The following is a 23,753-nucleotide window of genomic DNA, read 5'->3' on the forward strand; positions in this document are numbered from 1 at the left end:
TTTAAATTAATTGTAATCGTTTTAATTAATTGGTAGTATAGAAATAGTAAACAAAAATTATCAATAATCGAAACAAAAAGGAACGATAAGACTGATGCCTATTTATTTTCAACCAATTTCAGCAACTTTACCACTTTCGTTAGAAAGCATGGGGAATAATTGGAATCAACTTTCGATTCAAAGAATTCAAGGTTATCCTTACTATCATTGGTTACAAACACAATCTGGGTGTGGAGAAGTATGGATAGAAAATCGAAAAATTATGCTTACCAAGAATCAAGGAATTTTAATGCCTCCTTTTATTCCACATGCCTATTATCCGAAAGATAATTGGAAGACAAGATTCTTTACAATTAATGGTACATTACAAGAAAGCATTATAGAGATTTTAGGTACAAAACATTTCTTATTAAGCAAAGATACTATTGAGTTTTCTTTTTCTGGTTGGCTTGATGAAGTGATTGCTGTTTACGAAAGGCAAGGGATTCAACCGTTAGAAATTTCTCAAGGTATATACCCATTTTTATTATATTTGTCATCAATTGATGAAAGACAATATAAATTTACACATCCTTTGTTTCAACAATATGTTCATCCAGTTATTACAAAAATTGAAACAAATTATATGGATGAGTTAAAAGTTGAAGAATTAGCAAAACAACTATATATTAGTCCTCAATACTTAACCAGATTATTTAAGCGATTTACTGAAGCTTTCCATCAAAAAAATCAATTGACTCCAATGGAATTTCGAAAATTGCATCTTTCAATAAATAACAATCTATAATATTAATAACCATCTTTTTTTCAGTTATTTAAAATAGAAATTGTTATTAATCATCTATTAAAAATGCCAATTCCTAGTAAGGTGGGTGACTAAAGCAATGTTCTGACATTCAATTAAACCTCTTTATCTTATTTATTGATCAGAAAATAAGATAGAAATAAAAAAATAAACAATCTTGCTAAAAATCATAAGATTGATTTTCAACAAGGTTGTTTATTTTAAATACAATTTTTTATTTGATTCTTGTCTTTTTAAAGTTTTTTAGCATGATTGATTGGTATTTACTGCTATAAATAAACCAAGTATAAATGGCAAAAATACCTACACAAACAATACTTAAAATAACACCTGGTAAAAATCCTTCTGGTAAATAAACAAGTTTAATGGAATGTTTTCCTTTTGTAATAGGTAGACTAATGAAAGCTTTTTGAAATGGCTTAATAGTTATCTGTTTGTTATCAATATAGGCTTTCCAACCCTTATCATAAGGAATTGTTGTTAGTAAAACTTTGTTTTTATCTACATCAACCTCTCCTTCTGCCGATCTTTTTCCTGTTTTAAATGCAATACCATTTTTTTGAATGGCTTTAACAGACTGCTCGAATGCTTGTGTATCTAATCCTAATACCTTTGGTTCCATAAAGCTGACTGATTTTGAACCATAGAAACTAGCAGTAAAAGAAATCGTTGTATCTTTATCATAATATCCTAAATTATAGTATTGTCCTGTAACATCAATTTGTGATTTCATGTTTGAACCATTTGCATAAACAGTTACTGACGAGCTATCTAATTGAGCGAAATCCGTTGGAAATAGACTAAGATAGGCCTGTGTATTTCCTGGTACAGTGATTGTCCAAGTAATCTCTTTTGCTACGTTTCCTTGAGTTTCTTCATAGGTAACCTGTCCAAGACTTCGTATAGTTTTTACATTTTTTGCTGAAGTTACCGATGGTTCATAAAAATGAAAGTACTGCTGATTTTGTTTAGATAAAGCGTTAAATAAAAGCGTTTGGCTCATTAGATTATTATTTTCTGGTTGTTTGATTTGATAGATTGAATGATCTGTGATCATTCCTAAAGGTAAAGCATAATTATTTTCATACAAAGAATACTTGCCTTGTCTATTACTATATTCATAACCATATTTCATTGGATCCTGGTCGGATAGATTATACTTCATTCCCATAAATGCATCCATTAATAGTGTATTATTGGGATAACGGATATTTAAATTGGTTCCTCTTGAACGAAACCCTAATCGATTTAAATAGGCAGAAGAATGACGATTACGAATAGATGAAAAAAGACTAATACCACTATAACCATAATTAATACTGTCATTTGAAGAGACGGGACTCAAATTTTCTAAACGATAAAAATTAGTATTGTCTTTCCTTGTCTGCTCAACCAATTTATTGATAGATGGATAAGGATCTGTATAAGCATTTTTTGCTGCATAATTCCAGTCATCTAAAATGCCTAAAATCATTTCTCTTGAATTGATCAATGCTTCGCCAGAGGTTAAAATCAAAAGAAAAATAACAAGATGGCGTATCGATATTTTTTTCAATTGATAAAAAGTAAGAACAAAGAAATAAAGAAACAAAAAAGTAATTGTAATAACAAAAGTTGTTAATGAAATGTATCGATAACTACCATGATTTTTAGTTCCTTCAGCAATGACAAAAAGAGCAATCAAAAGAAGTATCATGCCACCAAATAAGCTTACTTCCTCTTGTTTGAATTTTTCCCATCCATATCCTGCCAACAAAACAATTAAAAAGGAATATAAAAAACTATAACGGAATAAAAACATATTTGGTGCATGCAAGCCATGCCAAAATAAATTAAGAGGTGTTAGATAAAAACTAGCAATTAATAATATAAATAAACTACCAAATAATAGTTTGTTTTTTAAAGGAACTCTTTTTGTAACAAAATAAAAAAGACAAAAGATTAAGGGTAATAAACCAACATAAATAAAAGGGATAGAACCATATTTTGTTGTATCGTAAACTCCAATCATATTTTTCATCACAATATCCCAAAAGGAAGTAGCTTCTGTTTTCCATCCAATGATTTTTGTCAATGTTTCACCATTTGTTTTTAAATCTAGAAATGTTGGTAAAATGATAATCATAGAAGCGCCAGTAGCCAAGATTGAGGTAATAAAATATGGAATAATTTGATGTTTATAACGTTTAATATTGGTTCCAGTTCGTATAAAGAAATATAAAAAAGAAAAAATACCAACAATAAAAGCCATATAAAAATTTGTAATAAATAATAATAGGTAACTAACAAAAAGTAAAACAGGCTTTCGCTCATCCATCAAGCGATGAATTCCCCATATGATAAGCGGTAAATAAATAAATGTATCTAACCACATAATTAGTTCCGAATGAGCAGTAATGAAGGACATCAAGGCATAAGACACGCTTAATATAATGTGTACTATTTTTGGAATATTGAATGTATGTTTAGCAAGAAACCAAAAAGACAAACCAGCGGAACCAATTTTTAGAAGTGTTAGAAAATAAATTGCTTCTGGCATTTGTTGATTAGGAAAAAAGAAAACAAGTGGGGTAAAAAGTCCACCTAGATAATAAGAAACTAATGAGAGATAATTCAATCCAATAGAAGCATTCCAAGTGTAAAAAATACTTTGTTTCCCATGTAAAACATTGTTAAAACTTGAATAAAAATTTGATGTTTGGGAAAACGCATCACTTGCTAAAACACTTCTTGCACTGCCTAGATAGATGCCAATGCTTAGATAAATGATAACCATGATAAAAAATGGAATAAAAAAACTGGCCATCATATAATAACGATTTTCTTTTATAAATTTTGTATAAAATTGCAATTTTTTCATAAATTAAACCTCACAACAAGATAGATTAAATAATAAGTCTAACATAAAATTAGAAAATATTTATTGATTTCTTTTCTATTTTAACGAAAATATAGGAAAGAAACTAGATTTTTATTAATAAATAAGATGAATTATTTTGTTCAACTGTTTAGGAAAGATTGAGTGGAAGTAAATGAACAGTTAAAAGCCGTCTATAAAAGATTTTTATTAGTAAAGATAATTAATAGAAATTTTTATTTATAATAATAAAAATAGCAGTTTAGCGAATTTATTTTCAGTCTAATTTTTCATTAATGAATAAACCAGCTATTGAATGAATTGAAAGGTAGGTCTATAACTGAATAGAATTGTTTGAAGGAGTAATTACTTTTTAACTGAGGCAGTTTAAGTAATTATTTTTTATTCAATGAAAAATTGAATAGGCAAATTTTATTGAACAAAATCATTCTTTTTAATTTCCTATACACAAACATATGTTCTTATGCTATACTAGGCATAATAGCTTATTTTGAATATTTATATTTAGTTTGCTTATTACAATTTTATAATAAAATTTGTTGATTTTATCTAGATGAATTAAAGTGAAGCCTTATTAAAGAATTAAAAAGAAAAATTACTAATTGGTCATATAGATTTTGAATGTGGATAACATGTTTAAAAGTCAGATTAGCTTGTGGATATTTTGTGAATAAGTTAATTTTATTAAAAATAAATAGTATAATTACCTTAAATGAATTTACCTATTTTTGTTCATAAATATTGATTAATCAATATTTATCAATCTGAAAAATAAGGAATTAATAAAATTTATTTATAAAATTGAAAAAATTATTATTATTTATCTATTCATTTTAAAATTATAAAAATTGTGGATAAAAATTTTGATTATCTAATTTTTAATACAGTATCCACAAAATTATACAATGACCTATTTTTGGTATTTGTTTAATGAAAAAATCATCCTTTTAGTAGAAGTCATTTTTTTTAAAAGAGATATGGTAAAATGAGCGTAGCTTTTATAAGAAAGGAAGAATTTATTTAATGAAAATTCGAGGATTTGAAATTATTTCTGATTATCAGACACAAGGTATAAATTTACCACGACGTGCCACAGCAGAGGCAGCTGGATATGATTTTGAATCTGCTGAGGATAGCACTGTTCCAAGTATTTGGACCTTACATAAAAAGGGAATAGCACCAAAACCCGTATTGGTTAAAACTGGTATTAAGGCTTATATACCAAAAAATGAATATTTAGAATTGAATAATCGTTCATCCAATCCATTAAAACATTTTTTATTATTGGCGAATGGTGTTGGAGTAATTGATAGTGATTATTATAATAACGAAGCAAATGAAGGTCATATTATGTTTCAATTTTTAAATTTTGGCTATGAAGATGTTATGATTAAAAAAGGTGACCGTATTGGACAAGGGATTTTTAAGTCTTTTTTATTAACAGATGATGATCAGATAGGTAAAAAACGTTCTGGTGGTTTTGGTTCATCCGGAAAAAATTAAAATTAATGATTAATATTTAGTGATCATTTTATACTAGCTTAGCTATAAGCTAAATTTATGAAATCTAAATTTTTCGAACAAGGAATAAAGGAGAGTACAAATGGCGAAAAAGACGAAAAGTCAATTCGAATGTCAAAGTTGTGGCTATGTATCTCCGAAGTACTTGGGACGTTGTCCTAATTGTGGTAAATGGAATTCAATGACCGAAGAAATCATACAAGATACAACTGATCGACGTACACGAATTAGTTTAACAGGAAAAAAAGTGCAACCTCAACGATTAACAGAGGTTATTCCTAAAAAAGAGCCAAGAATAAAAACGCAATTAGCAGAATTAAATCGTGTTCTAGGTGGAGGAGTTGTGCCTGGATCTCTCCTTTTAATTGGCGGTGATCCTGGAATTGGAAAATCAACCTTGCTTTTACAAGTCTCCCAACAATTGGCAATGATTGGTGGCAAGGTCCTCTATGTTTCTGGTGAAGAGAGCGCAGAACAAATTAAAATGCGTGCTGAACGATTGGGAACAATCAATACAGAATTCTATCTATACGCAGAAACTGATATGTCAAGCATTGCTAAATCCATTGAAGAATTGATGCCTGATTATGTCATCATTGATTCTATTCAAACGATGACGCAACCTGATATAACCAGTGTTGCTGGCAGTGTTAGCCAAGTTCGAGAAACGACAGCTGAATTGTTGAAACTAGCTAAAACCAATAATATTGCTATTTTTATTGTTGGACATGTCACAAAGGAAGGATCAATTGCCGGTCCAAGAATGCTAGAACATATGGTTGATACGGTTTTATATTTTGAAGGAGACAAGCACCATACCTTTCGGATTTTACGTACTGTCAAAAATCGGTTTGGTTCAACCAATGAAATTGGTATCTTTGAAATGCATGATTATGGCTTAACTGAGGTTACTAACCCTTCACAAACGTTTTTGGAGGAACGTTTGGCAGATGATGCAGGCTCTGCCATTGTTGCTGCCTTGGAAGGTACTCGACCTATTTTGGTAGAAATTCAAGCTTTAATAACACCAACGGTTTTTGGAACTGCTAAGCGAACGACTACTGGATTAGATTTTAATCGGGTTTCATTAATCATGGCTGTTTTGGAAAAAAGAGCCGGATTACTTTTACAAAATCAAGATGCCTATCTAAAGGCAGCTGGTGGGGTAAAAATTAATGAACCAGCAATTGATCTGGCGATAGCTGTAAGCATTGCTTCTAGTTACAAAGAAAAAGGAACAAAAGCTTCAGAATGTTTTATTGGTGAAATTGGCTTGACCGGAGAAATTAGACGTGTGGCAAACGTGGAACAACGTGTCCGAGAAGCTCAAAAGCTAGGTTTTACTAAAATTTATTTACCGAAAAATAATTTGGGCGGTTGGACGCCACCTAAAGGGATTGAAGTAGTTGGTGTTATGACGATCTCTGAAACCATTAAAAAAATCTTTCAATGAGACAAAGAAAAATAATTAGAAATAAAACTAGTCAATGATAGAGAATGCTTCTTTTATCATTGACTAATTTTTTATATTTAATAATTTTAAAACAGATTATGAATGACTTTTTCTTACTCTTATTTCTTATAAAGATGCTATGAAAAAATAAAATAGTCGAAAAGTTGGCAGTTTTTTATCAGGACGTATAATATAAGTTTATAGTTTAAATTATTATATAGCTAAATTTCTTTTAATAAAAGCATAATAATTTTTTACTAAAAATAACTATAAAAATAAAAGGGAACAGGAGACAAATGTATGAAGAAACGTATCATTACGTTGCTAATGATCCTGATTGGGATTAGTTTGGGAATTGCCTTTTTACCACCTATTTGGCAAGCAGTAAATTTAGGGAATAATCATTGGTTGAACACTTTTACCAATGGGTTATTTGGTGCATTTATTTTTTTTATTTTATCTTTATTAGTAGAAAAATATATTATCATGTGCATTAAAAAATTAGAAGCTTATTTAAACAAAATTAGTTTGACTTATTTATTATTTGGTAGTCTTGGTGCAATTATTGGATTAACATTTGGTTTAATTATTTCAATCCCACTATATAATTTAAATATTATGATTTTAGATAGTTTAGTTCCAATTTTATTGATGATTCTACTTGGCTATTTAGGATTCCACGTAGGTGCCGAAAGACATGAAGATTGGCGAAAAATTTTTGTATCTAAACAAAAAAGAAATACAAATGAAATGGAAAAATCACAGAACAATACAACTACTAATCTTTTTCATAAATATAAGATTTTAGATACAAGTGTTATTATTGATGGTCGAATTTATGATATTGCTAGAACTGGTTTTTTAGAAGGTATTTTACTTATTCCTAATTTTGTTCTATATGAACTTCAATATATTGCTGATTCAGGAGATAACTTAAAACGTGTACGTGGTCGCCGTGGATTAGATATTTTGAATGCACTGCAAAAGGAATCAGATATCTCGGTAGAAATGTATGATGGTGATTTTGAAGAAATAACAGAAGTAGATAGTAAATTAATAAAATTAGCAAAATTACTAGATGGTATTGTTGTTACAAATGATTATAATTTAAATAAGGTTTCAGAGTTTCAAAACATTCCCGTTTTAAATATCAATGCTTTAGCAAATGCAGTGAAACCAGTGGTTATTCCCGGTGAGACTATGGAAGTAATGGTGGTAAAAGCTGGAACAGAGAGGCAGCAAGGCGTAGCTTATCTGGATGATGGCACAATGATAGTAGTTGAAGAGGGACAAAATCATATGAATGAACATCTTCAAGTGACAGTGACAAGTGCCTTACAAACGGCAGCTGGGCGAATGATTTTTGCTAGACCGACAAATTCTAACCAAGATACACATTCGGAATTAAAAGAAAATGATCAAAATAGTGAAGAAAGTTAATTAAAAAATATAACTATAGATTTATTTAAAAATCATTAGGAGAATGAAGAAGAATGACTAAAAATTCTTCTTTCTCTTCTTGTACTTTGTTAAATTTAACAAGGTAATATGAAGAGAATACTCACTAGTAAATAATAATAAGTAAAACTACTTTCTTTTATGAAGATTAGGAAAATAACTATTTACTAACAAAGAAAAAGTTTTTTAGTTAGTTGAATGTCGTTCCCATTTCTTAACAATCCAACTAAATGGATTTAAACAACGAAAAATTGTGAACAATGGCTTTACTATTGGCTTTATTGATTGTACAATCATAGCTGAATGGTTAAAATAGGTACATTTAAAGTAAAATTGAAGAATTTATCTAAATAAAAAATAATAAGTAATAAAAGAATGAATCATTCATATTGAAATAAGTAGTCAAGTATACTTTTTAATTAGTTATTTGAATCAAATTATTAAATATAATGTCTATTTCATTAACTTGAGGTAAATTTAAAGGAAGAAAAGGAGATACAAATTATGACTAAGGTTCGCGTACGCTATGCACCAAGTCCAACTGGGCATTTACATATTGGTAATGCAAGAACAGCACTATTTAACTATCTATTTGCTCGCCACAATGATGGAGATTTTATTATTCGAATTGAGGATACCGACCAAAAAAGAAATATTGAAGGCGGTGAAAAAAGTCAGCTTGAAAACTTAAAATGGCTAGGTGTTGATTGGGACGAATCACCTGACAATCCAGGAGCCTACGGCCCTTATCGTCAATCTGAGCGAAAAGATATCTACCAACCTTTAATTGATCAACTTTTGAGCAGTAATCGTGCTTATAAATGTTATTGTACGCCTGAAGAATTAAAAGAAGAAAGAGAAGGTCAAAAAGCACTTGGTGAAATGCCGCATTATGCTGGTAAATGTGCGAATTTAACACCAAGTGAGCAAGCAGAAAATGAAGCTAAGGGATTAATTCCAGTTATTCGTTTTCGTGTCCCTAGAAATACTTCTTATACGTTTAATGATATGGTTAAGGGAGAGATTGTTTTTGAGTCTGACAATATCGGTGGAGATTTTGTCATTCAAAAGCAAGATGGTATGCCAACTTATAATTTTGCGGTTGCTGTTGATGATCATCTTATGAAAATTACCCATGTTCTACGTGGAGACGATCATATTGCTAATACACCAAAACAATTAATGATCTATGAAGCTTTTGGTTGGACACCGCCTATTTTTGGCCATATGACATTAATCATTAATGCCGCAACTGGTAAAAAATTAAGTAAACGTGATGAAACAATTTTACAATTTATTGAACAATATCGTGAACTAGGTTACCTACCAGAAGCAATGTTAAACTTTACGACATTGTTAGGTTGGTCTCCAGTAGGCGAAGAAGAAATCTTTTCACAAAGAGAATTAATTGATATGTTTGATCCAAAACGTTTAAGTAAATCACCTGCTGCTTTTGATGCAAAAAAATTAGCTTGGGTAAACAATCAATATGTGAAAAAAATGGATTTACATGAATTAACAGAGATGTGTATACCATACTTAATCGCTGATGGACGGGTAGAAAAAGAGCCATCATCAGAGAAGATCCAATGGCTGGAAAATATGGTTCATCTATATCAACCTCAAATGAGTTATGCTGCAGAAATGGTTGATTTATCTGCATTATTTTTCAATGAACATCCCGTTCTTGATGATGCAGCAAAAGAAGCGTTAAGTGGAGAAACCACACCAATCGTCCTATCGAACTTTAAAGACCAATTAGAAAAATTAGTAATTTTTGATGCTCCTAGTATAAAAGCAGCAATTAAGACAGTTCAAAAAGAAACAGGAATTAAGGGTAAACCACTTTTCATGCCTATCCGGGTTGCTGTATCAGGACAAACACATGGACCAGAACTAGCTGAAACGATTGAATTGTTAGGAAAAGAAAAGGTTCTAAATCATTTAAATAATGTGCTTAGCTAAAACGGTTTTTAAATAAAAATGGAAAAATTTCCGATGAATAACTGAATCAATTTGTTAATTCATGAATAACTAAAAAAAATTTCCCATTAATGAACCGTTCATTGCATTTTAATGCATTAATGTATCAGGTTAGAAATGCTTTTCTCTATTAAAGTGTACTAAGGATATAAAAAGATTTTATAGTAAATAAGATCTAAGAACGTCTTTTAAATGCTGATATTTAAAAGACGTTCTTCTTTATACTATATGAATTCTCATTTTCCTTACTATTCATTGATGCTTTAAAAAGAATGAACACCATTTTTTTCAATTTTTCTGATAAAATAAGGATGAATCAATCGTTTAATTTTAACAACAAATTAAATTTAGATAATAATTATTGGTAGCTAGGTAGGTTCACGAATTTAGCTGATACTAATTACAAGATAATAAAAAATGAATTTAAAATATTTTATTATACCTTTCTAATAAAATAAGAAGGAGAAATTCAATGATTACAATTTATAATACATTGACACGTAAAAAAGAACCTTTTATTCCTATTGAAGAGAATAAAGTCCGTATGTATGTTTGTGGACCAACTGTTTATAATTACATTCATATTGGCAATGCTCGTAGCGCAATTGCATTTGATACGATTCGTCGCTATCTTGAGTATCGAGGATATACAGTAAATTATGTTTCTAATTTTACCGATATTGATGATAAAATTATTCGCGCAGCCAAGGAAATGAAGATAACTGCAGAGGCTGTATCCAGTCGGTTCATTCATGCTTTCGAAGAAGATAGCAATGCTTTAAATATTCAACCAGCAACTTGTCACCCACGTGTTATGACCCATATCCCAGATATTTTGGCTTTTATTCAACAGTTGATTGAAAAAGGTTATGCTTATGAAGCACAGGGAGATGTTTATTATCGAACCTATAAGTTCAAACAATATGGTGAATTAAGTCACCAATCTATAGATGATCTTGAGATTGGAGCTAGCCAACGAACTGGGGAAGAAAGAAGTTTGAAAGAGGATCCATTAGACTTTGCTTTATGGAAAAAAGCTAAACCAGGTGAAATTTCTTGGGATTCACCTTGGGGAGCAGGACGTCCTGGTTGGCATATCGAATGTTCAGTAATGGCGATGAAACATCTAGGTGAAACAATTGATATTCATGGTGGAGGGCAAGATTTGGAATTTCCTCATCATGAAAATGAAATTGCTCAAAGTGAAGCACAATCTGGAAAAACCTTTGTCAATTATTGGATGCATAATGGCTATGTGACTGTTGGTGAGAACGATGAAAAAATGAGTAAGTCACTTGGAAACTTTGTGACTGTACATGAACTTATTCAAACCATTGATCCACAGGTGTTACGTTTTTTCATGTCAACGACACAATATCGTCATCCCATTCATTATAGTCAAACAACCATCAAAGAAGCAGCTAGTAATCTTAAAAGATTACAAAATGCTTTTAATAACTTAACATTTAGAAAAAATGATACTTTAGAACAGTTGACAGAAGATGAAAATGACTTAGAAACATTAAATTTGTTTAAAGGGCAATTTATTCAAGCAATGGATGATGATTTTAATACAGCAAATGGGATTACAATTGTTTACGAACTGGCAAAATGGATGAACCTATATAGTGAAAGAAAGGCCGTTTCCAAAAAGGTTATTGAAAAAACATTAACTTATTTTACACAATGGTTGGCTATTTTTGGTATCTTCTTTTCTTCAGAAGTATTGATCGATCAAGATATTGATCAGTTAATTAATGAAAGAGAACAAGCCAGAAAAGAAGGAAATTTTGGTCGTAGTGATGAGATTCGTGATTTATTAAATCAACAAGGTATCGTGCTAGAAGATACAAAACAGGGGACAAGATGGAGAAGAATATGAAAGACTATACACAATTAGGTGGTCTAACTTTAGCATATATTGGGGATGCAATTTATGAAGTCTATATTCGTGATTACCTTATTAAAGAGGGAAAAACAAAGCCAAATACCTTACATCGCCTAGCGACCCATTATGTATCTGCTAAGGCTCAAGCTTTTTTAATTCTGGAAATGTTAGATGCCAAATTATTAACAGAAGAAGAAATTCAATTTTATAAACGAGGACGCAATGCAAAAAGTCATACGTTTGCCAAAAATGCAGATGTAACAACTTATCGCATAGCGACTGGATTTGAAGCTTTGATGGGTTATTTGCATTTAACGAATCAAACAGAACGTATGGCTGAACTGATTAATTGGTGTATCGATAAGGTGGGCAATAGAAATGAAAAATAAACAATCAAAAATTTCGCAAAACAAACATAGATATAAAGAAAAAAATACAGCAAAAAATGAACAAAAAAAGATGAAAAAGACAGGAATTACTACTGAAGAAGACAATTTTGTCTTTGGTTATCATGCAGTTGTTGAAGCTATTCAACAAGGACGTGGGAATAAGCTATTTTTACAAGAAGATAGTAAGGGAGAAAAGATAGATAAACTAAAACAGTTAGCACAAGAAAGATCATTGCCAGTAAAATGGGTGCCTAAAACCAAACTTGAAATGTGGAGTAACCAAGGGGTACATCAGGGAATGGTATTAGCTATAACAGCCTATGAATATCTTTCATTAAATGAATTATTAGAACAGGTAAAAGTCAAAACAAAGACGCCTTTTTTTCTGATTCTAGATGGGTTAGAAGATCCTCATAATTTTGGTTCTATTTTTCGGACGGCAGATGCAACAGGTGTTGATGGCATCATTATTCCCAAACATCGTTCCGTTGGTATTACGCCAGTAGTTACAAAAACATCTACTGGTGCAGTAGAATATATACCGGTAGCACGTGTTACCAATTTATCTCAAATTATTGCAAAATTGAAAGAACAGCAGTTTTGGATATTTGGAACGGATATGACTGGAATAGATTATAGAAACTGGGATGCAACAGGTGCCCTTGCCTTAATTATTGGTAATGAAGGCAAGGGAATAAGTGCAGGTTTGAAAAAAGAAGCAGACGAATTAATTACTATTCCTATGTCTGGTCACGTTCAAAGTTTGAATGCCGGTGTAGCTGCTGGGTTATTGATGTATGAAGCTTACCGCAAACGTTATCCATTATAAGGTAGGTGAAAACATGAAAGAACATCTATTAATTGTTGATGGGTATAATATGATTGGTGCCTGGCCAGAGCTTGTAAAGTTAAAAAAACAAGACAAACTAGAAGATGCTAGAGATGATTTATTAAATCGTTTATCAAATTATGCTAAATATGAGGGAATTGAGGTTATTATTGTTTTTGATGCACAACTTGTTCCTGGGATCCAACAAACTTATAAAAAATCTCGTTTAACCGTTATTTTTACAAAAGAAGACGAAACAGCAGATAGTTATATAGAACGTATCGCTGGTGAAAAAAATAATCATTTAACACAAGTAACCGTTGCTACAAGTGATTTAGCAGAACAATGGATGGTCTTTTCAAAAGGTGCTTTAAGAATTTCTGCTAGAGAGCTTTATCAGTTAATAAAAAAATCAGAAAAAACGATTGCATTACACTCAAGGGATATTCATTTTCAACAATTTCAGCGAAACTCACCTTGGAATTTAGAACAAATGGAAAAATTAACTAAAAAATTGGAAGAATTATCTAAAAAAAACAATTAACTTTTCATTCACTTTAGTCCCATAAATATCCCATGCTATGCTCACTATAATCATGAATTCAAAATATTTCGTTGATTGGAGGGCAGAGAAAGTATGGAAAATATTAAGGCGGCTATTGAGGGAAATGAGGAAGTATTTAATCATTTATATCGCCAATATCATCCAATTGTTTATAAATTATCTAAAAAATATTACTTAAAAGGTTATGATAATGAAGACTGGTTACAAGAGGGACGTATTAGTTTTTATCATTCATTAAAAAATTATCAGCCTGATCGAAAGGTAACAATTGGAAAATTTTTCAAATTGAATTTTGAAAATCATATTCGTAGTTTGGTTCGAAAACAATGTGCCTACAAACGAACGGCAGATACAATGGCCGTTTCTCTAGAACAAAAACTTGAGAATCAAGAAGGTGAATGGGCAAGTTATTTAGGTGTTGAAAATTTAAACTCTCTAGATTATATGATTATGCGTGAGAAACTAGAAGCATTTCCAATGACACTATCTTCCTTTGAATGTACGATCTTCTCAGAATACATGAATGGTAAGGAACTATCAACTATTGCAGAAGATCAACCAGAAATGCTGAATACCCGTAGTGCTTATGACCGAGCAAAACGTAAGTTAAAAGACATATTGGTTGAGTAATGTTGAAAGTTTGCATGAAATTATTAAAAAATAACAAGTTATTTGTATTGCAATTCAACTAACTTTATGGTAAACTTGATTTATTTTACAATGTGTGATAAAATAATGGCTGAGGTGAATGGGATGCCAATAACTTTAGCTTCAATCAAAAAAAATCTAGAAAACCGTATAGGTAGTGAGATTATGCTTATTGCGCAAATCGGTAGGAAACGCCAAACTGAACGCAAGGGTATTTTAACAGAAACCTATCCATCTGTTTTTGTTGTGGATCTAGATCCCAATGAAAATTCTTTTGAACGCGTTTCTTATAGCTATTCGGACGTACTAACACATACAGTTGAAATTGAATTTCTTAGTGAAGCTGTATAATTACAATTTAATCATTAATTAAGAGAACTAAATGAGTAGAAATTTATAATTCTACTCATTTTTTGTTTCTCTTTTTTAAATAGCTGATAACATTTTTATATCAATTTATTTAATTGAATAAATAATAGATGGCGATAGTTGTTTATTATTCTATAGGCCCCAACTTCTATTCTTAGGTTTATTTAAATCAAAATAGCAATTTTTTATCGATTTTTAGCTTGACAACTAGTCAGGTATCTGTTAATCTTTTTTTAAATCGTAATAATTACATTTTGAAAATAAATTGAAAAGAGGAAAGCTAATTGAACATGAAGAAACGTCATTATGCATTAAGTTTACTTTTGTTGTGTGGTATAACCTTGCTATTTACCGGTTGTGGTTCGAAAAAGAGTGAAAACAATGAAGCACATGAAAAAATAAAAGTTGTTACAACATTTTATCCAATGTATGATTTTACAAAAAATATTACTGGAAATGAAGCAGATGTTACATTGTTAACGCCAGCAGGGACTGAACCTCATGACTATGAACCAAGTGTAAAAGACCTGACAAAAGTTTATGATGCAGATGTCTTTGTTTATAATAATCATGAAATGGAAACCTGGGTTGATAAAGCTTTAGAAAGTGTAGATGACCAAAAAACAGAAGTCGTTGAAGCAAGTAAGTCGATTTCCTTAATGAAAGGACACAAGCATGATCATGATTCTGAAGATCATCATAATCATCAACATGAACATGATTCAAAAGAAAGTGAGATAGATCCCCATGTTTGGTTAGATCCTGTTTTAGCCCAGAAAGAAGTTATAGCTATTCGTGATGCATTGATAAAGAAATTTCCAAAGAAAAAAGCGATATTTACAAAAAATGCCTCCAATTATCTTAAAAAATTAAAAGAATTAGATAAAGAATATAAAACAGCTTTCTCACAAGCAAAAAACAAAACATTTGTTACTCAGCATGCTGCGTTTGGTTATTTAGCAAAACAATATGGCTTAACACAAGAATCGATTGCTGGAATTTCTCCAGATCAGGAACCATCTTCTAATCGGTTGGCAGAGTTAAAACATTATATTAATGAGAAACATATTTCTGTCATCTATTTTGAAACATCAGCTTCTTCCAAGGTAACCAAAGCTTTGGCCAATGAAACACATGTTTCTACTGCTGTTTTGAATCCGATAGAAAGCTTAACAACAAAAGAGCAAAAAACAGGAAAAAATTATATTACTATCATGCAAGATAATTTAAACGCATTGCAAAAAAGTATTAAATAACAGAGTAAATAAATTATTTGAAAATAGATAACTATAATTTATATTGCTTTTTTTATTTATAAAAAGGAAGAATGTCATGCATTATATAGAAGTTAAAGATCTATCATTTTGTTATGAAGATGAGCCAATCCTAACCGATGTTTCATATTCTGTTGATCCGGGCGAGTTTGTTATTTTAACTGGTGAAAATGGAGCGGCCAAATCTACTTTAATAAAAAATACACTAGGTCTTCTTAAACCAACAAGTGGTATTATTAAACTAGCTAAAAAGAATAATAAGAATCAGAAATTGACAATTGGGTATATTCCTCAACAGATTGCTTCATTTAATGCTGGATTTCCAAGTACAGTACTTGAACTTGTACAATCAGGCAGATATCCACGTCATAGATGGTTTAAACCACTTACGTCAAAAGATCATCAGCATGTTGAAAAAGCACTGAAATCAGTTGATATGTGGGAAATGCGAAACAAGCGAGTAGGAGAGCTATCCGGCGGACAAAAGCAACGCATTAGTTTGGCAAGAGTATTTGCTACAGATCCTGATCTTTTCATTTTGGATGAGCCTACGACAGGTATGGACGAAGCATCCAGAATTAAATTTTATCGTCTATTACAACATAATGCTCATAATCACAATAAAGGGATTTTAATGATCACGCATGATCATGAAGATATCCAGCAATATGTTGATCGACAAATTCATTTAGTCAGAAAGGAAGGGGTCCAATGGCGCTGCTTTCATACGAATTCATGAGAAAAGCTTTTTTAGCTGCTCTGTTTATTTCAGTTATTGCACCTATGCTAGGTGTGTTTTTGGTCATCCGTCGACAATCATTGATTGCTGATACTTTATCACATGTTTCTCTAGCAGGTGTGGCACTGGGCTTTTTTCTTAATGTTAACCCAAGTATCACAACCTTGATTGTGGTAGTTATTGCCGCTGTTTTTTTAGAATATTTGCGTACAATTTATAGTACTTATTCTGAAATTTCTATTGCAATTTTAATGGCATGTGGACTAGCTTTAGCGTTAGTGCTAACGAATCTTAAAGGCGGCAATTCTGCTGTCAACATTCAATCTTATTTGTTTGGTTCAATTGTTACTATTAGCTGGCAACAGGTCATCATTTTAGCTATCTTATTTATCCTATTAACGGTTTTATTTGTTCTTTTTAAACGACCTATGTATGTTTTAACATTTGATGAAAACATTGCACATGCAGATGGATTACCTATTTACTGGATGTCTATGATGTTTAATATTATTACAGGTGTTTCCATTGCAGTAATGATTCCTATTGCAGGTGCCTTGTTAATTTCAGCAATTATGGTTTTACCAGCTGCTATTGGCATGAGGATTGGTAAAGGATTCAATATTGTCATCTTTATTAGTGTGATTGTAGGTATGGTTGGTATGTTGACTGGCTTGACTTCTTCTTATTATTTAGAAGCACCACCAAGTGCCAGTATTACTTTAGTTTTTATTCTTTTATTTTTATTAGTAAATGGATTACGTAAGTTATTTTTAATCAGACGAAGAAAAAGTAAAAATAATTAATGATAAGGAATTAGAAGAAAAATCGAAAGTTTTTCTTTCTAATTCTTCTTTTTTTATATAAACAGCGAACAATTTTTTTCAAAATAGAAAAAATACTCGAATTTTAAGAAAAAAAACTTTATAATAAAGAGCAATAGAAAAAAGGAGTGATAGATTTGAAAATTCGCAGAAGTGAACGACTGATAGATATGACGCAATATCTATTGAATCACCCTAATACACTCATTTCATTAACTTATTTCGCTGAACGCTATTATTCTGCTAAATCATCAATTAGCGAAGATTTAGCAATTATTAAAAAAACGTTTAATGAACGTGATATAGGGATGTTAGAAACAATTTCCGGGGCAGCAGGCGGTGTTCAATTTATTCCCAAGATTTCTTATGAAGATGCTAAAGAAATCATTTTAGAATTATGTAACAGGTTATCAGAACAAAATCGTCTATTACCTGGTGGTTATGTTTATTTATCTGATTTACTAGGTGAATCAGAATTATTACGTCAAGTAGGTCGCATTATTTCATCAAAATACTTAGGAAAATCTATTGATGCGGTCATGACTGTTGCAACAAAGGGAGTACCGATTGCCCAGGCAGTATCCTATTATTTAAATGTACCATTTGTTATCGTACGCAGGGATTCCAAGATAACAGAGGGATCTACTGTTAGTGTAAATTATGTTTCTGGTTCATCCGAGCGGATTGAAAAAATGGAATTATCAAAACGTAGCTTGAAACGTGGATCAAGAGTGTTAGTTGTAGATGATTTCATGAAAGGAGGCGGAACTGTGAATGGAATGAAGAGCATGATTGAAGAATTTGAAGCTGAACTTGTTGGAATCACCGTATTTGCTGAATCTAAATTTAATGGTCAACGTGCCATTAACAATGAATATACGTCGCTTTTATACGTGAAAGATGTAGATACCCATACAAAAACAATTAATGTGGTTCCTGGCAATTATTTTTCTGAATAATTTTATTTATAGATAAATTCTTTCAAAAAATTAACGAAAAGATTATTCATTTTGTTAATTTTATTTCAATATGTATTTGACAATTGCAAATAGGAATGAGAAAATATAAAAGTAAAAATTAAATAGAATACCGTCACAAGGGGGAGCCTGATGAGGCTGAGAATGAGAAGACTCTAAACCCTAGAACCTGTTACGTTAGTACGTGCGTAGGAATTGTGATGGAGTAGATAATATTGCTCCTCCTTTGATGAATGGTTTATTCTATACATAGGAGGAGTTTTTTTTGACAAGGAAATTAGATTTAGGTGTTTGGATAGAAGGCACGATTATTGCTGCTATGGCAATGGCTTTGTCATTTATTCCCATTCAAACAGCAAATGCATCATTTGACCTATCTTTAGGATTGGTGCCTTTAGCGCTATATTCCTATCGACGTGGCGTACTGCCAGGAATGACTGCTGGATTTATTTGGGGTTTATTAAATATTGTTTTAGGTAATGCAATGAAAAATTTTATTTCTGTCCCACAGATTATTTTTGAATATCCCTTTGCTTTTGCTTTTGGTGGAATGGGTGGTATTTTTTCTAGACAAATAAAAAATACTATTGAATTGAAGCAGATGACAAAAGCCAGCTGTTTTGTTATTCTTGGTGGTATAACTGCTGCATTTTCTAGATGGTTTTGGCATTTTTTGGCAGGCGTATTTGTTTGGGGAATGTACGCACCGAAAGGCATGAGTCCTTATTGGTATTCATTTATCATTAATGGAACTAGTGGAGTAGCAAATGCTATTTATATCTGTATTGTTTTAGTTATCCTAGTAAGAGTAGCGCCACAATTGTTCTTACCTAAAAAAACACATTCAATGATAGAAAACTATAAATGATTTTTAAATATTAGCTATTCTTCCCTTTAATATAGTAGATAATAAAACATCGAATGAAATATTTCATTCGATGTTTTATTATTTTATATCTAGTGGATAGGAAGAAAAGAAAAATATTTGGATAAACAAAAATAATCCATTATAAAAAATACACAATTTCTTAAAAGTTAATTATCCTAATAGAATTTGCTGTATAGGTTATCTAGTACAAAAAAGAAGCACAAGTAATTGAATGAATAAGAAAATTAATATATAAATAATTTGTTTAACATTTTATTTTAAGATGATTCATTTTTTGAAAATTAGTTAATCTGATAAGCTGAATCTTTTGCTAATGTGCTCACTTTCATGATGTGATCAACAAGAATCATACAAATCTGTTGAGGATTATTCTGTAATTTAAGCATAATGGAATTAGTAATATTTTTTGAAACAATCCAACCAGAAACAGTTTCAAATTCCTGATCAAGAGGTGATTCTTTTAATTGAAGGACAACTAAAGACTTTTGAATACAGGCTAATTGTAATTTTTGTAAAATAGCTTCTCTTTCTTGTTCTTCTTGTATTTTCTCTTTTGAATCCTCTAGAAATGTTGAAAAGAAATTTTGTGAAGATTGGAAAATTAATTTTTTGATATTTTGAATTTTTGTTTTATAATTATTCTCCAATATTCTTCACCCTCCTTTATAGGTATACTGTAATCTGATTTCAGCTAATAATCAAGTTGTTTCTATTCTAACGAATATTAAAAAATAATTCAAGAAATCTCAACTTTAATTTACAATAAGGTATAAATTACTATTTTTTTATAAAAAATAGTAATAGTTTTATTGATTGATTAAAATTTAATAAAAGTTAAAAAACTTATGTAAATTTTTTGTTATTCATGGTTTAATAGAAATAGGATATCCATATAAAATATTAATTTTCTCAATGAATGAAAAGGATTGATAGGAGATTTATGAATAAGAAGAAAAAATTTTTTTCTAAATGTCTTACACTTTTACTTTTAATTTTTCTTCTATTTTTTGGTATTAGGTTTTTGATAAAATCAGGATTAAAAGAAGACACAGCTAAAAATATAGCAACAAAAGATAAGATAACAATAAAGAAAAAATATTCGAATAAAGTAGAAAAACCAAAAAAATTGATCTATTCAGAAATAGTAAATCAGGAAATTCAGCAAAATAAATTACAAGGACACTTGGAAATTCCATTATACCTACAAACAGATAAGAAGTGGAAACAGCTGAGCTATGGTACTAATAACGGACAAAAAGATAATACAATAGAATTTAACGGGTGTGCATTGACTTCACTAGCTATGATTACTTCATTTTTAGACAAAAAATTAGTGACACCGGCAGATATTCTTCAATGGGCTGGCAATAACTATTTTGTTGATGGACAAGGTACTTCTTGGAATATCTTCTCAGATTATGCTCAATTCAAAGGATATACTTTTGAAAATTTAGGTGTGAATATAGCAGCAGTTAAAGAGCATTTAAATGTAAAACATCCAATAATTGTTTCAGTTAAACCGGGTACCTTTACAAGAACAGGTCATATTATGGTTATAAGTGGGACATCAGAAGATCAATTTTGGATCAATGATCCAAATGATTCAGAGCAAAAAAGGCATTCAATTCGAAAATATACGTCGGAAGAATTGCTTGAAAATGCTGTGAATTTCTGGGCAATTTATACATCATAAAAAACAATAATTCTTAATTGGTCTTATATTAATAGTCTTTAGTTATCCAATAAAAAATCGGATAGTTAAAGATCTTTTTTCTTTTTTAAATCAAGTTTTATTTTTTTTGACTTCTTTTATATAGTTATTTCAGAACTCAAGCTTTTTTCGTTAGATAAATTAGTTAAAGCATGAGAAAATAAAAATAAGTAGTTTTGGCTTATTTTTGAAAAAAAACTATTTTTGGTCACTCAGTTGTAAGGTAGTTAGGAGGTTAAAATGTGCAACCATTTCTATTAGAATTAACAGATATTGGCAATAAAGCACCAGAATATATTGAAACAATCTTTACATTGAGCAATGGGCATATTGGCGTACGAGCTTCCATGCCAATAAAACAAAAGAATAACAATGGCAATCCAGGAACCTTTGTCAACGGCTTCTATGATATTCAACCGATCATCTATGGTGAATGGGTTTATGGCTCTGCTAAAAGTCATCAAACCATCGTAAAATTACCATCATTACGAGAGATTGTCTTGATAATAGATGGCAAACGTTCTGATGAAGAAAATTGGTTGATTGAAAGAGAAACATTTGAGTTAAATCTCTTGACCGGTAGTTTAAATGAAAGCTATAAAATTGAGATAACGAATGATCGAATATTTCACTTAATGATTGAGTCATTTGTTTCACTTGAACAACAAGAAATTTTTGTTAGTCAGTATAGTGTGAAGGCAGCTAATTTTATCGGTAAGTTGACAATTGAACGTAATTTACATGTTAAAAAATTATCAGAAATGAATGTTAAGACAAGCGAAACGCCAGACCCACGTGTAGCAAAATCAATTAGTCAACTTAGTACAAGTCATCTATCAAAGCATGTTGCAAAAATAACAACACAATTTAGTAATCAATCACTTCTATTATTTCAAGGAGAACAAACAGTAACAGATAAATATTTAAAAGATCCACTGCTTTCTACAACAAATCTAGAGATACAACCTGAAAAAATAACAACCACTATCAGCTATGTTGGTGTTTCATCTTTTTTTAATCAGGTAGAAGTTACAGATGAAGAAGTTAAAAAATTTGAAAATTTATTTGACAAAATCGATTATCATCAATTAATGAAAAGACAAAAAGAACAGTTAACAGATTTTTGGGAAACAAGTGATATTCAGATAACTGGGAATGAAAACTTGCAAAAAGGATTGCGTTTTAATTTATTTCAATTATTTCAAAATGCTGGCAGAGACGGAAAAACAAGTTTACCTGCAAAAGGATTAACGGGTGAAGGATATGAAGGTCATTACTTTTGGGATACAGAAGTTTATATGCTGCCATTCTTTATTTATACCCAGCCTGATGTTGCTCGTCAGTTGTTACGTTATCGTTGTCATATTCTTCCAAATGCGCAACAACGAGCAAGGGTAATGAATCAAAAGTCAGGTGCCTTATTTGCTTGGCGAACAATCAATGGAGATGAAGTAAGTGCCTATTTTCCTGCAGGAACTGCACAGGTTCATATTAATGCAGATATTAGTTATGCTTTTCAATTGTATGAAATTGTTACTGGTGATTATGAATTTATTAAAGATGAAGGCGCTGAAGTTATTTTTGAAACAGCACGCTTTTGGCTATCCTACGGTGAGTGGATTTTAAAAGATGGAAAAGAATATTTTTATATTAATGAAGTCACTGGACCTGACGAATATACTGCATTGGTCAATAATAATTATTATACAAATAAAATGGCACAAAATAATTTAAATTATGGAATCAAATTAGCTAAAAGGTACGCTGGACGAATTGATGAAAGTGAACAAGTACTTTGGGAAAAAGCTGCAAAAAAGATGTATTTTCCTTATGATGAAGACAAACAATTGATTCGTCAAGATGATTCATTTTTTGATAAGGCAATCTGGCCATTTGATGGAACTCCCAAAGAAAATTATCCATTATTAATACATTATCATCCAATGATTCTATATAAATATCAAGTATGTAAACAACCTGATTCTTTAATGGCAGAGTTACTCTTTCCTCAAGATTATGACTTGGAACAGATAAAAAGAGATTATGATTATTATGAAAAAATTACTACGCATGACTCTTCTTTATCTTATGCTATATTTAGTATTCTAGCCAGTAGGATTAAGCAATCTGAAAAGGCATATCAATATTTTATGGATACAGCATTATTAGATTTAACTGATATCCATGGAAATGTAAAAGATGGTCTACATGCTGCAAATCTTGGAGGAAGCTGGTTGAGTATGATTGTGGGATTTGCTGGTTTAGCTTTTATGCAAGATCGTTTATTATTAGAAAATAATTTGCCAGTTGAATTGACTGAGATGCGTTTTAAACTAAATGTAAGAGAGAATATTATTGAATTTCATTTGATAGAGAATAAAATACATGCCAATGTAAAGAAAAAAGGACAAGCATTAACAATTGAAGAACAAGAAAATAAGATTATTATCTGGTTTGCGGAAAAAGAATAACTATGTTGCTTTAAAGAATCAAGTGAGCGATTTTATTTATTAGTTATTTAAAAACAACAGCTAGTATAACTAGATTGAATTTGCT

Annotated in this window: 20 protein-coding genes and 1 riboswitch; of the genes, 18 read left to right on the forward strand and 2 right to left on the reverse strand. The window is 30.6% G+C overall.

Translation table 11 applies throughout. The features are described from left to right. Positions 1-94 precede the first annotated feature (94 nt). Positions 95-787 carry an AraC family ligand binding domain-containing protein gene (locus MPTP_RS00135; RefSeq protein WP_013772968.1) on the forward strand — a complete coding sequence of 231 codons (693 nt, stop codon included), beginning with the start codon at positions 95-97 and terminating at the stop codon, positions 785-787. A 232-nt stretch (positions 788-1,019) separates the two neighbouring features. Here the strand turns inward: MPTP_RS00135 and MPTP_RS00140 are convergent, their stop codons facing one another. After that, positions 1,020-3,665 carry a YfhO family protein gene (locus tag MPTP_RS00140; RefSeq protein ID WP_013772969.1) on the reverse strand — a complete coding sequence of 882 codons (2,646 nt, stop codon included), beginning with the start codon at positions 3,663-3,665 and terminating at the stop codon, positions 1,020-1,022. Between the two features lie 1,041 nt (positions 3,666-4,706). Here MPTP_RS00140 and MPTP_RS00145 point away from each other — a divergent pair. From MPTP_RS00145 to thiT, 15 genes are all read left to right on the forward strand, one after another. Next, positions 4,707-5,186, forward strand: coding sequence for a dCTP deaminase/dUTPase family protein (locus MPTP_RS00145; protein ID WP_013772970.1), 480 nt, complete (start codon positions 4,707-4,709; stop codon positions 5,184-5,186). A 100-nt stretch (positions 5,187-5,286) separates the two neighbouring features. Beyond that, a complete protein-coding gene (gene radA / locus MPTP_RS00150) occupies positions 5,287-6,657 on the forward strand; it encodes a DNA repair protein RadA (protein ID WP_013772971.1) in 1,371 nt (456 codons plus the stop codon). 300 nt (positions 6,658-6,957) lie between these two features. Further along, positions 6,958-8,097, forward strand: coding sequence for a PIN/TRAM domain-containing protein (locus MPTP_RS00155; protein ID WP_013772972.1), 1,140 nt, complete (start codon positions 6,958-6,960; stop codon positions 8,095-8,097). Between the two features lie 522 nt (positions 8,098-8,619). After that, the gene (gltX, locus tag MPTP_RS00160; protein ID WP_013772973.1) at positions 8,620-10,080 is read left to right on the forward strand and encodes a glutamate--tRNA ligase; all 1,461 of its coding nucleotides are present in this window, start codon (positions 8,620-8,622) and stop codon (positions 10,078-10,080) included. Between the two features lie 490 nt (positions 10,081-10,570). Further along, positions 10,571-11,980, forward strand: coding sequence for a cysteine--tRNA ligase (gene cysS, locus MPTP_RS00165; RefSeq protein ID WP_013772974.1), 1,410 nt, complete (start codon positions 10,571-10,573; stop codon positions 11,978-11,980). Then, the gene (locus tag MPTP_RS00170; protein ID WP_013772975.1) at positions 11,977-12,375 is read left to right on the forward strand and encodes a Mini-ribonuclease 3; all 399 of its coding nucleotides are present in this window, start codon (positions 11,977-11,979) and stop codon (positions 12,373-12,375) included. Before cysS ends, MPTP_RS00170 begins: the two co-directional genes overlap by 4 nt. Before the next feature lie 70 nt (positions 12,376-12,445). Further along, a complete protein-coding gene (rlmB, locus tag MPTP_RS00175) occupies positions 12,446-13,204 on the forward strand; it encodes a 23S rRNA (guanosine(2251)-2'-O)-methyltransferase RlmB (RefSeq protein ID WP_127468744.1) in 759 nt (252 codons plus the stop codon). A 13-nt stretch (positions 13,205-13,217) separates the two neighbouring features. Then, on the forward strand, positions 13,218-13,748 hold the full coding sequence (locus MPTP_RS00180) for an NYN domain-containing protein (RefSeq protein ID WP_013772977.1): 531 nt from the start codon (positions 13,218-13,220) through the stop codon (positions 13,746-13,748). Positions 13,749-13,841: 93 nt separating this feature from the next. Further along, a complete protein-coding gene (locus MPTP_RS00185) occupies positions 13,842-14,399 on the forward strand; it encodes a sigma factor (protein ID WP_013772978.1) in 558 nt (185 codons plus the stop codon). A gap of 66 nt (positions 14,400-14,465) precedes the next feature. Next, positions 14,466-14,768 (forward strand): Veg family protein, encoded by a 303-nt coding sequence (locus tag MPTP_RS00190; protein ID WP_231849641.1) that lies wholly within the window; start codon positions 14,466-14,468, stop codon positions 14,766-14,768. Between the two features lie 308 nt (positions 14,769-15,076). Continuing rightward, the gene (locus MPTP_RS00195) at positions 15,077-16,042 is read left to right on the forward strand and encodes a metal ABC transporter substrate-binding protein (protein WP_041363445.1); all 966 of its coding nucleotides are present in this window, start codon (positions 15,077-15,079) and stop codon (positions 16,040-16,042) included. Between the two features lie 76 nt (positions 16,043-16,118). Further along, positions 16,119-16,799: a metal ABC transporter ATP-binding protein gene (locus MPTP_RS00200; protein ID WP_013772981.1), complete on the forward strand. Its 681-nt coding sequence runs from the start codon at positions 16,119-16,121 to the stop codon at positions 16,797-16,799. Continuing rightward, on the forward strand, positions 16,772-17,602 hold the full coding sequence (locus MPTP_RS00205) for a metal ABC transporter permease (RefSeq protein WP_013772982.1): 831 nt from the start codon (positions 16,772-16,774) through the stop codon (positions 17,600-17,602). The genes MPTP_RS00200 and MPTP_RS00205 overlap by 28 nt, the downstream gene beginning before the upstream one ends. Before the next feature lie 155 nt (positions 17,603-17,757). After that, complete coding sequence (purR, locus tag MPTP_RS00210; protein WP_013772983.1) at positions 17,758-18,579, forward strand: pur operon repressor; 822 nt, start codon at positions 17,758-17,760, stop codon at positions 18,577-18,579. A 129-nt stretch (positions 18,580-18,708) separates the two neighbouring features. Continuing rightward, a riboswitch (TPP riboswitch) is annotated at positions 18,709-18,809 on the forward strand. Between the two features lie 53 nt (positions 18,810-18,862). Continuing rightward, complete coding sequence (gene thiT, locus MPTP_RS00215; RefSeq protein ID WP_013772984.1) at positions 18,863-19,465, forward strand: energy-coupled thiamine transporter ThiT; 603 nt, start codon at positions 18,863-18,865, stop codon at positions 19,463-19,465. A 302-nt stretch (positions 19,466-19,767) separates the two neighbouring features. Here thiT and MPTP_RS00220 read toward each other — a convergent pair whose 3' ends face one another. Next, positions 19,768-20,133: a hypothetical protein gene (locus tag MPTP_RS00220; protein ID WP_013772985.1), complete on the reverse strand. Its 366-nt coding sequence runs from the start codon at positions 20,131-20,133 to the stop codon at positions 19,768-19,770. Positions 20,134-20,507: 374 nt separating this feature from the next. On the opposite strand from MPTP_RS00220, the gene MPTP_RS00225 reads away from it, so the two are divergent. Both MPTP_RS00225 and MPTP_RS00230 read left to right on the forward strand, forming a co-directional pair. Next, positions 20,508-21,179, forward strand: a complete 672-nt coding sequence (locus MPTP_RS00225; protein WP_231849642.1) for a C39 family peptidase — start codon at positions 20,508-20,510, stop codon at positions 21,177-21,179. Positions 21,180-21,439: 260 nt separating this feature from the next. Further along, entirely contained in the window at positions 21,440-23,668 is a 2,229-nt protein-coding gene (locus tag MPTP_RS00230) for a glycoside hydrolase family 65 protein (RefSeq protein ID WP_013772987.1), read from the forward strand. The last annotated feature ends 85 nt before the right edge of the window (positions 23,669-23,753 follow it).

The organism is Melissococcus plutonius ATCC 35311, from assembly GCF_000270185.1.
Lineage (GTDB): Bacteria > Bacillota > Bacilli > Lactobacillales > Enterococcaceae > Melissococcus > Melissococcus plutonius.

What these genes read in the sequence shown, in the direction of transcription:
- MPTP_RS00180 (WP_013772977.1), top strand. Translation starts at nt 13,218, where the DNA reads ATGAAAGAACATCTATTAATTGTTGATGGGTATAATATGATTGGTGCC.
- MPTP_RS00190 (WP_231849641.1), top strand. Translation starts at nt 14,466, where the DNA reads ATGGTAAACTTGATTTATTTTACAATGTGTGATAAAATAATGGCTGAG.
- MPTP_RS00200 (WP_013772981.1), top strand. Translation starts at nt 16,119, where the DNA reads ATGCATTATATAGAAGTTAAAGATCTATCATTTTGTTATGAAGATGAG.
- gltX (WP_013772973.1), top strand. Translation starts at nt 8,620, where the DNA reads ATGACTAAGGTTCGCGTACGCTATGCACCAAGTCCAACTGGGCATTTA.
- radA (WP_013772971.1), top strand. Translation starts at nt 5,287, where the DNA reads ATGGCGAAAAAGACGAAAAGTCAATTCGAATGTCAAAGTTGTGGCTAT.
- MPTP_RS00205 (WP_013772982.1), top strand. Translation starts at nt 16,772, where the DNA reads ATGGCGCTGCTTTCATACGAATTCATGAGAAAAGCTTTTTTAGCTGCT.
- MPTP_RS00140 (WP_013772969.1), bottom strand. Translation starts at nt 3,665, where the DNA reads ATGAAAAAATTGCAATTTTATACAAAATTTATAAAAGAAAATCGTTAT.
- cysS (WP_013772974.1), top strand. Translation starts at nt 10,571, where the DNA reads ATGATTACAATTTATAATACATTGACACGTAAAAAAGAACCTTTTATT.
- rlmB (WP_127468744.1), top strand. Translation starts at nt 12,446, where the DNA reads ATGAAAAAGACAGGAATTACTACTGAAGAAGACAATTTTGTCTTTGGT.
- MPTP_RS00195 (WP_041363445.1), top strand. Translation starts at nt 15,077, where the DNA reads ATGAAGAAACGTCATTATGCATTAAGTTTACTTTTGTTGTGTGGTATA.
- MPTP_RS00155 (WP_013772972.1), top strand. Translation starts at nt 6,958, where the DNA reads ATGAAGAAACGTATCATTACGTTGCTAATGATCCTGATTGGGATTAGT.
- MPTP_RS00185 (WP_013772978.1), top strand. Translation starts at nt 13,842, where the DNA reads ATGGAAAATATTAAGGCGGCTATTGAGGGAAATGAGGAAGTATTTAAT.
- MPTP_RS00170 (WP_013772975.1), top strand. Translation starts at nt 11,977, where the DNA reads ATGAAAGACTATACACAATTAGGTGGTCTAACTTTAGCATATATTGGG.
- MPTP_RS00135 (WP_013772968.1), top strand. Translation starts at nt 95, where the DNA reads ATGCCTATTTATTTTCAACCAATTTCAGCAACTTTACCACTTTCGTTA.
- MPTP_RS00145 (WP_013772970.1), top strand. Translation starts at nt 4,707, where the DNA reads ATGAAAATTCGAGGATTTGAAATTATTTCTGATTATCAGACACAAGGT.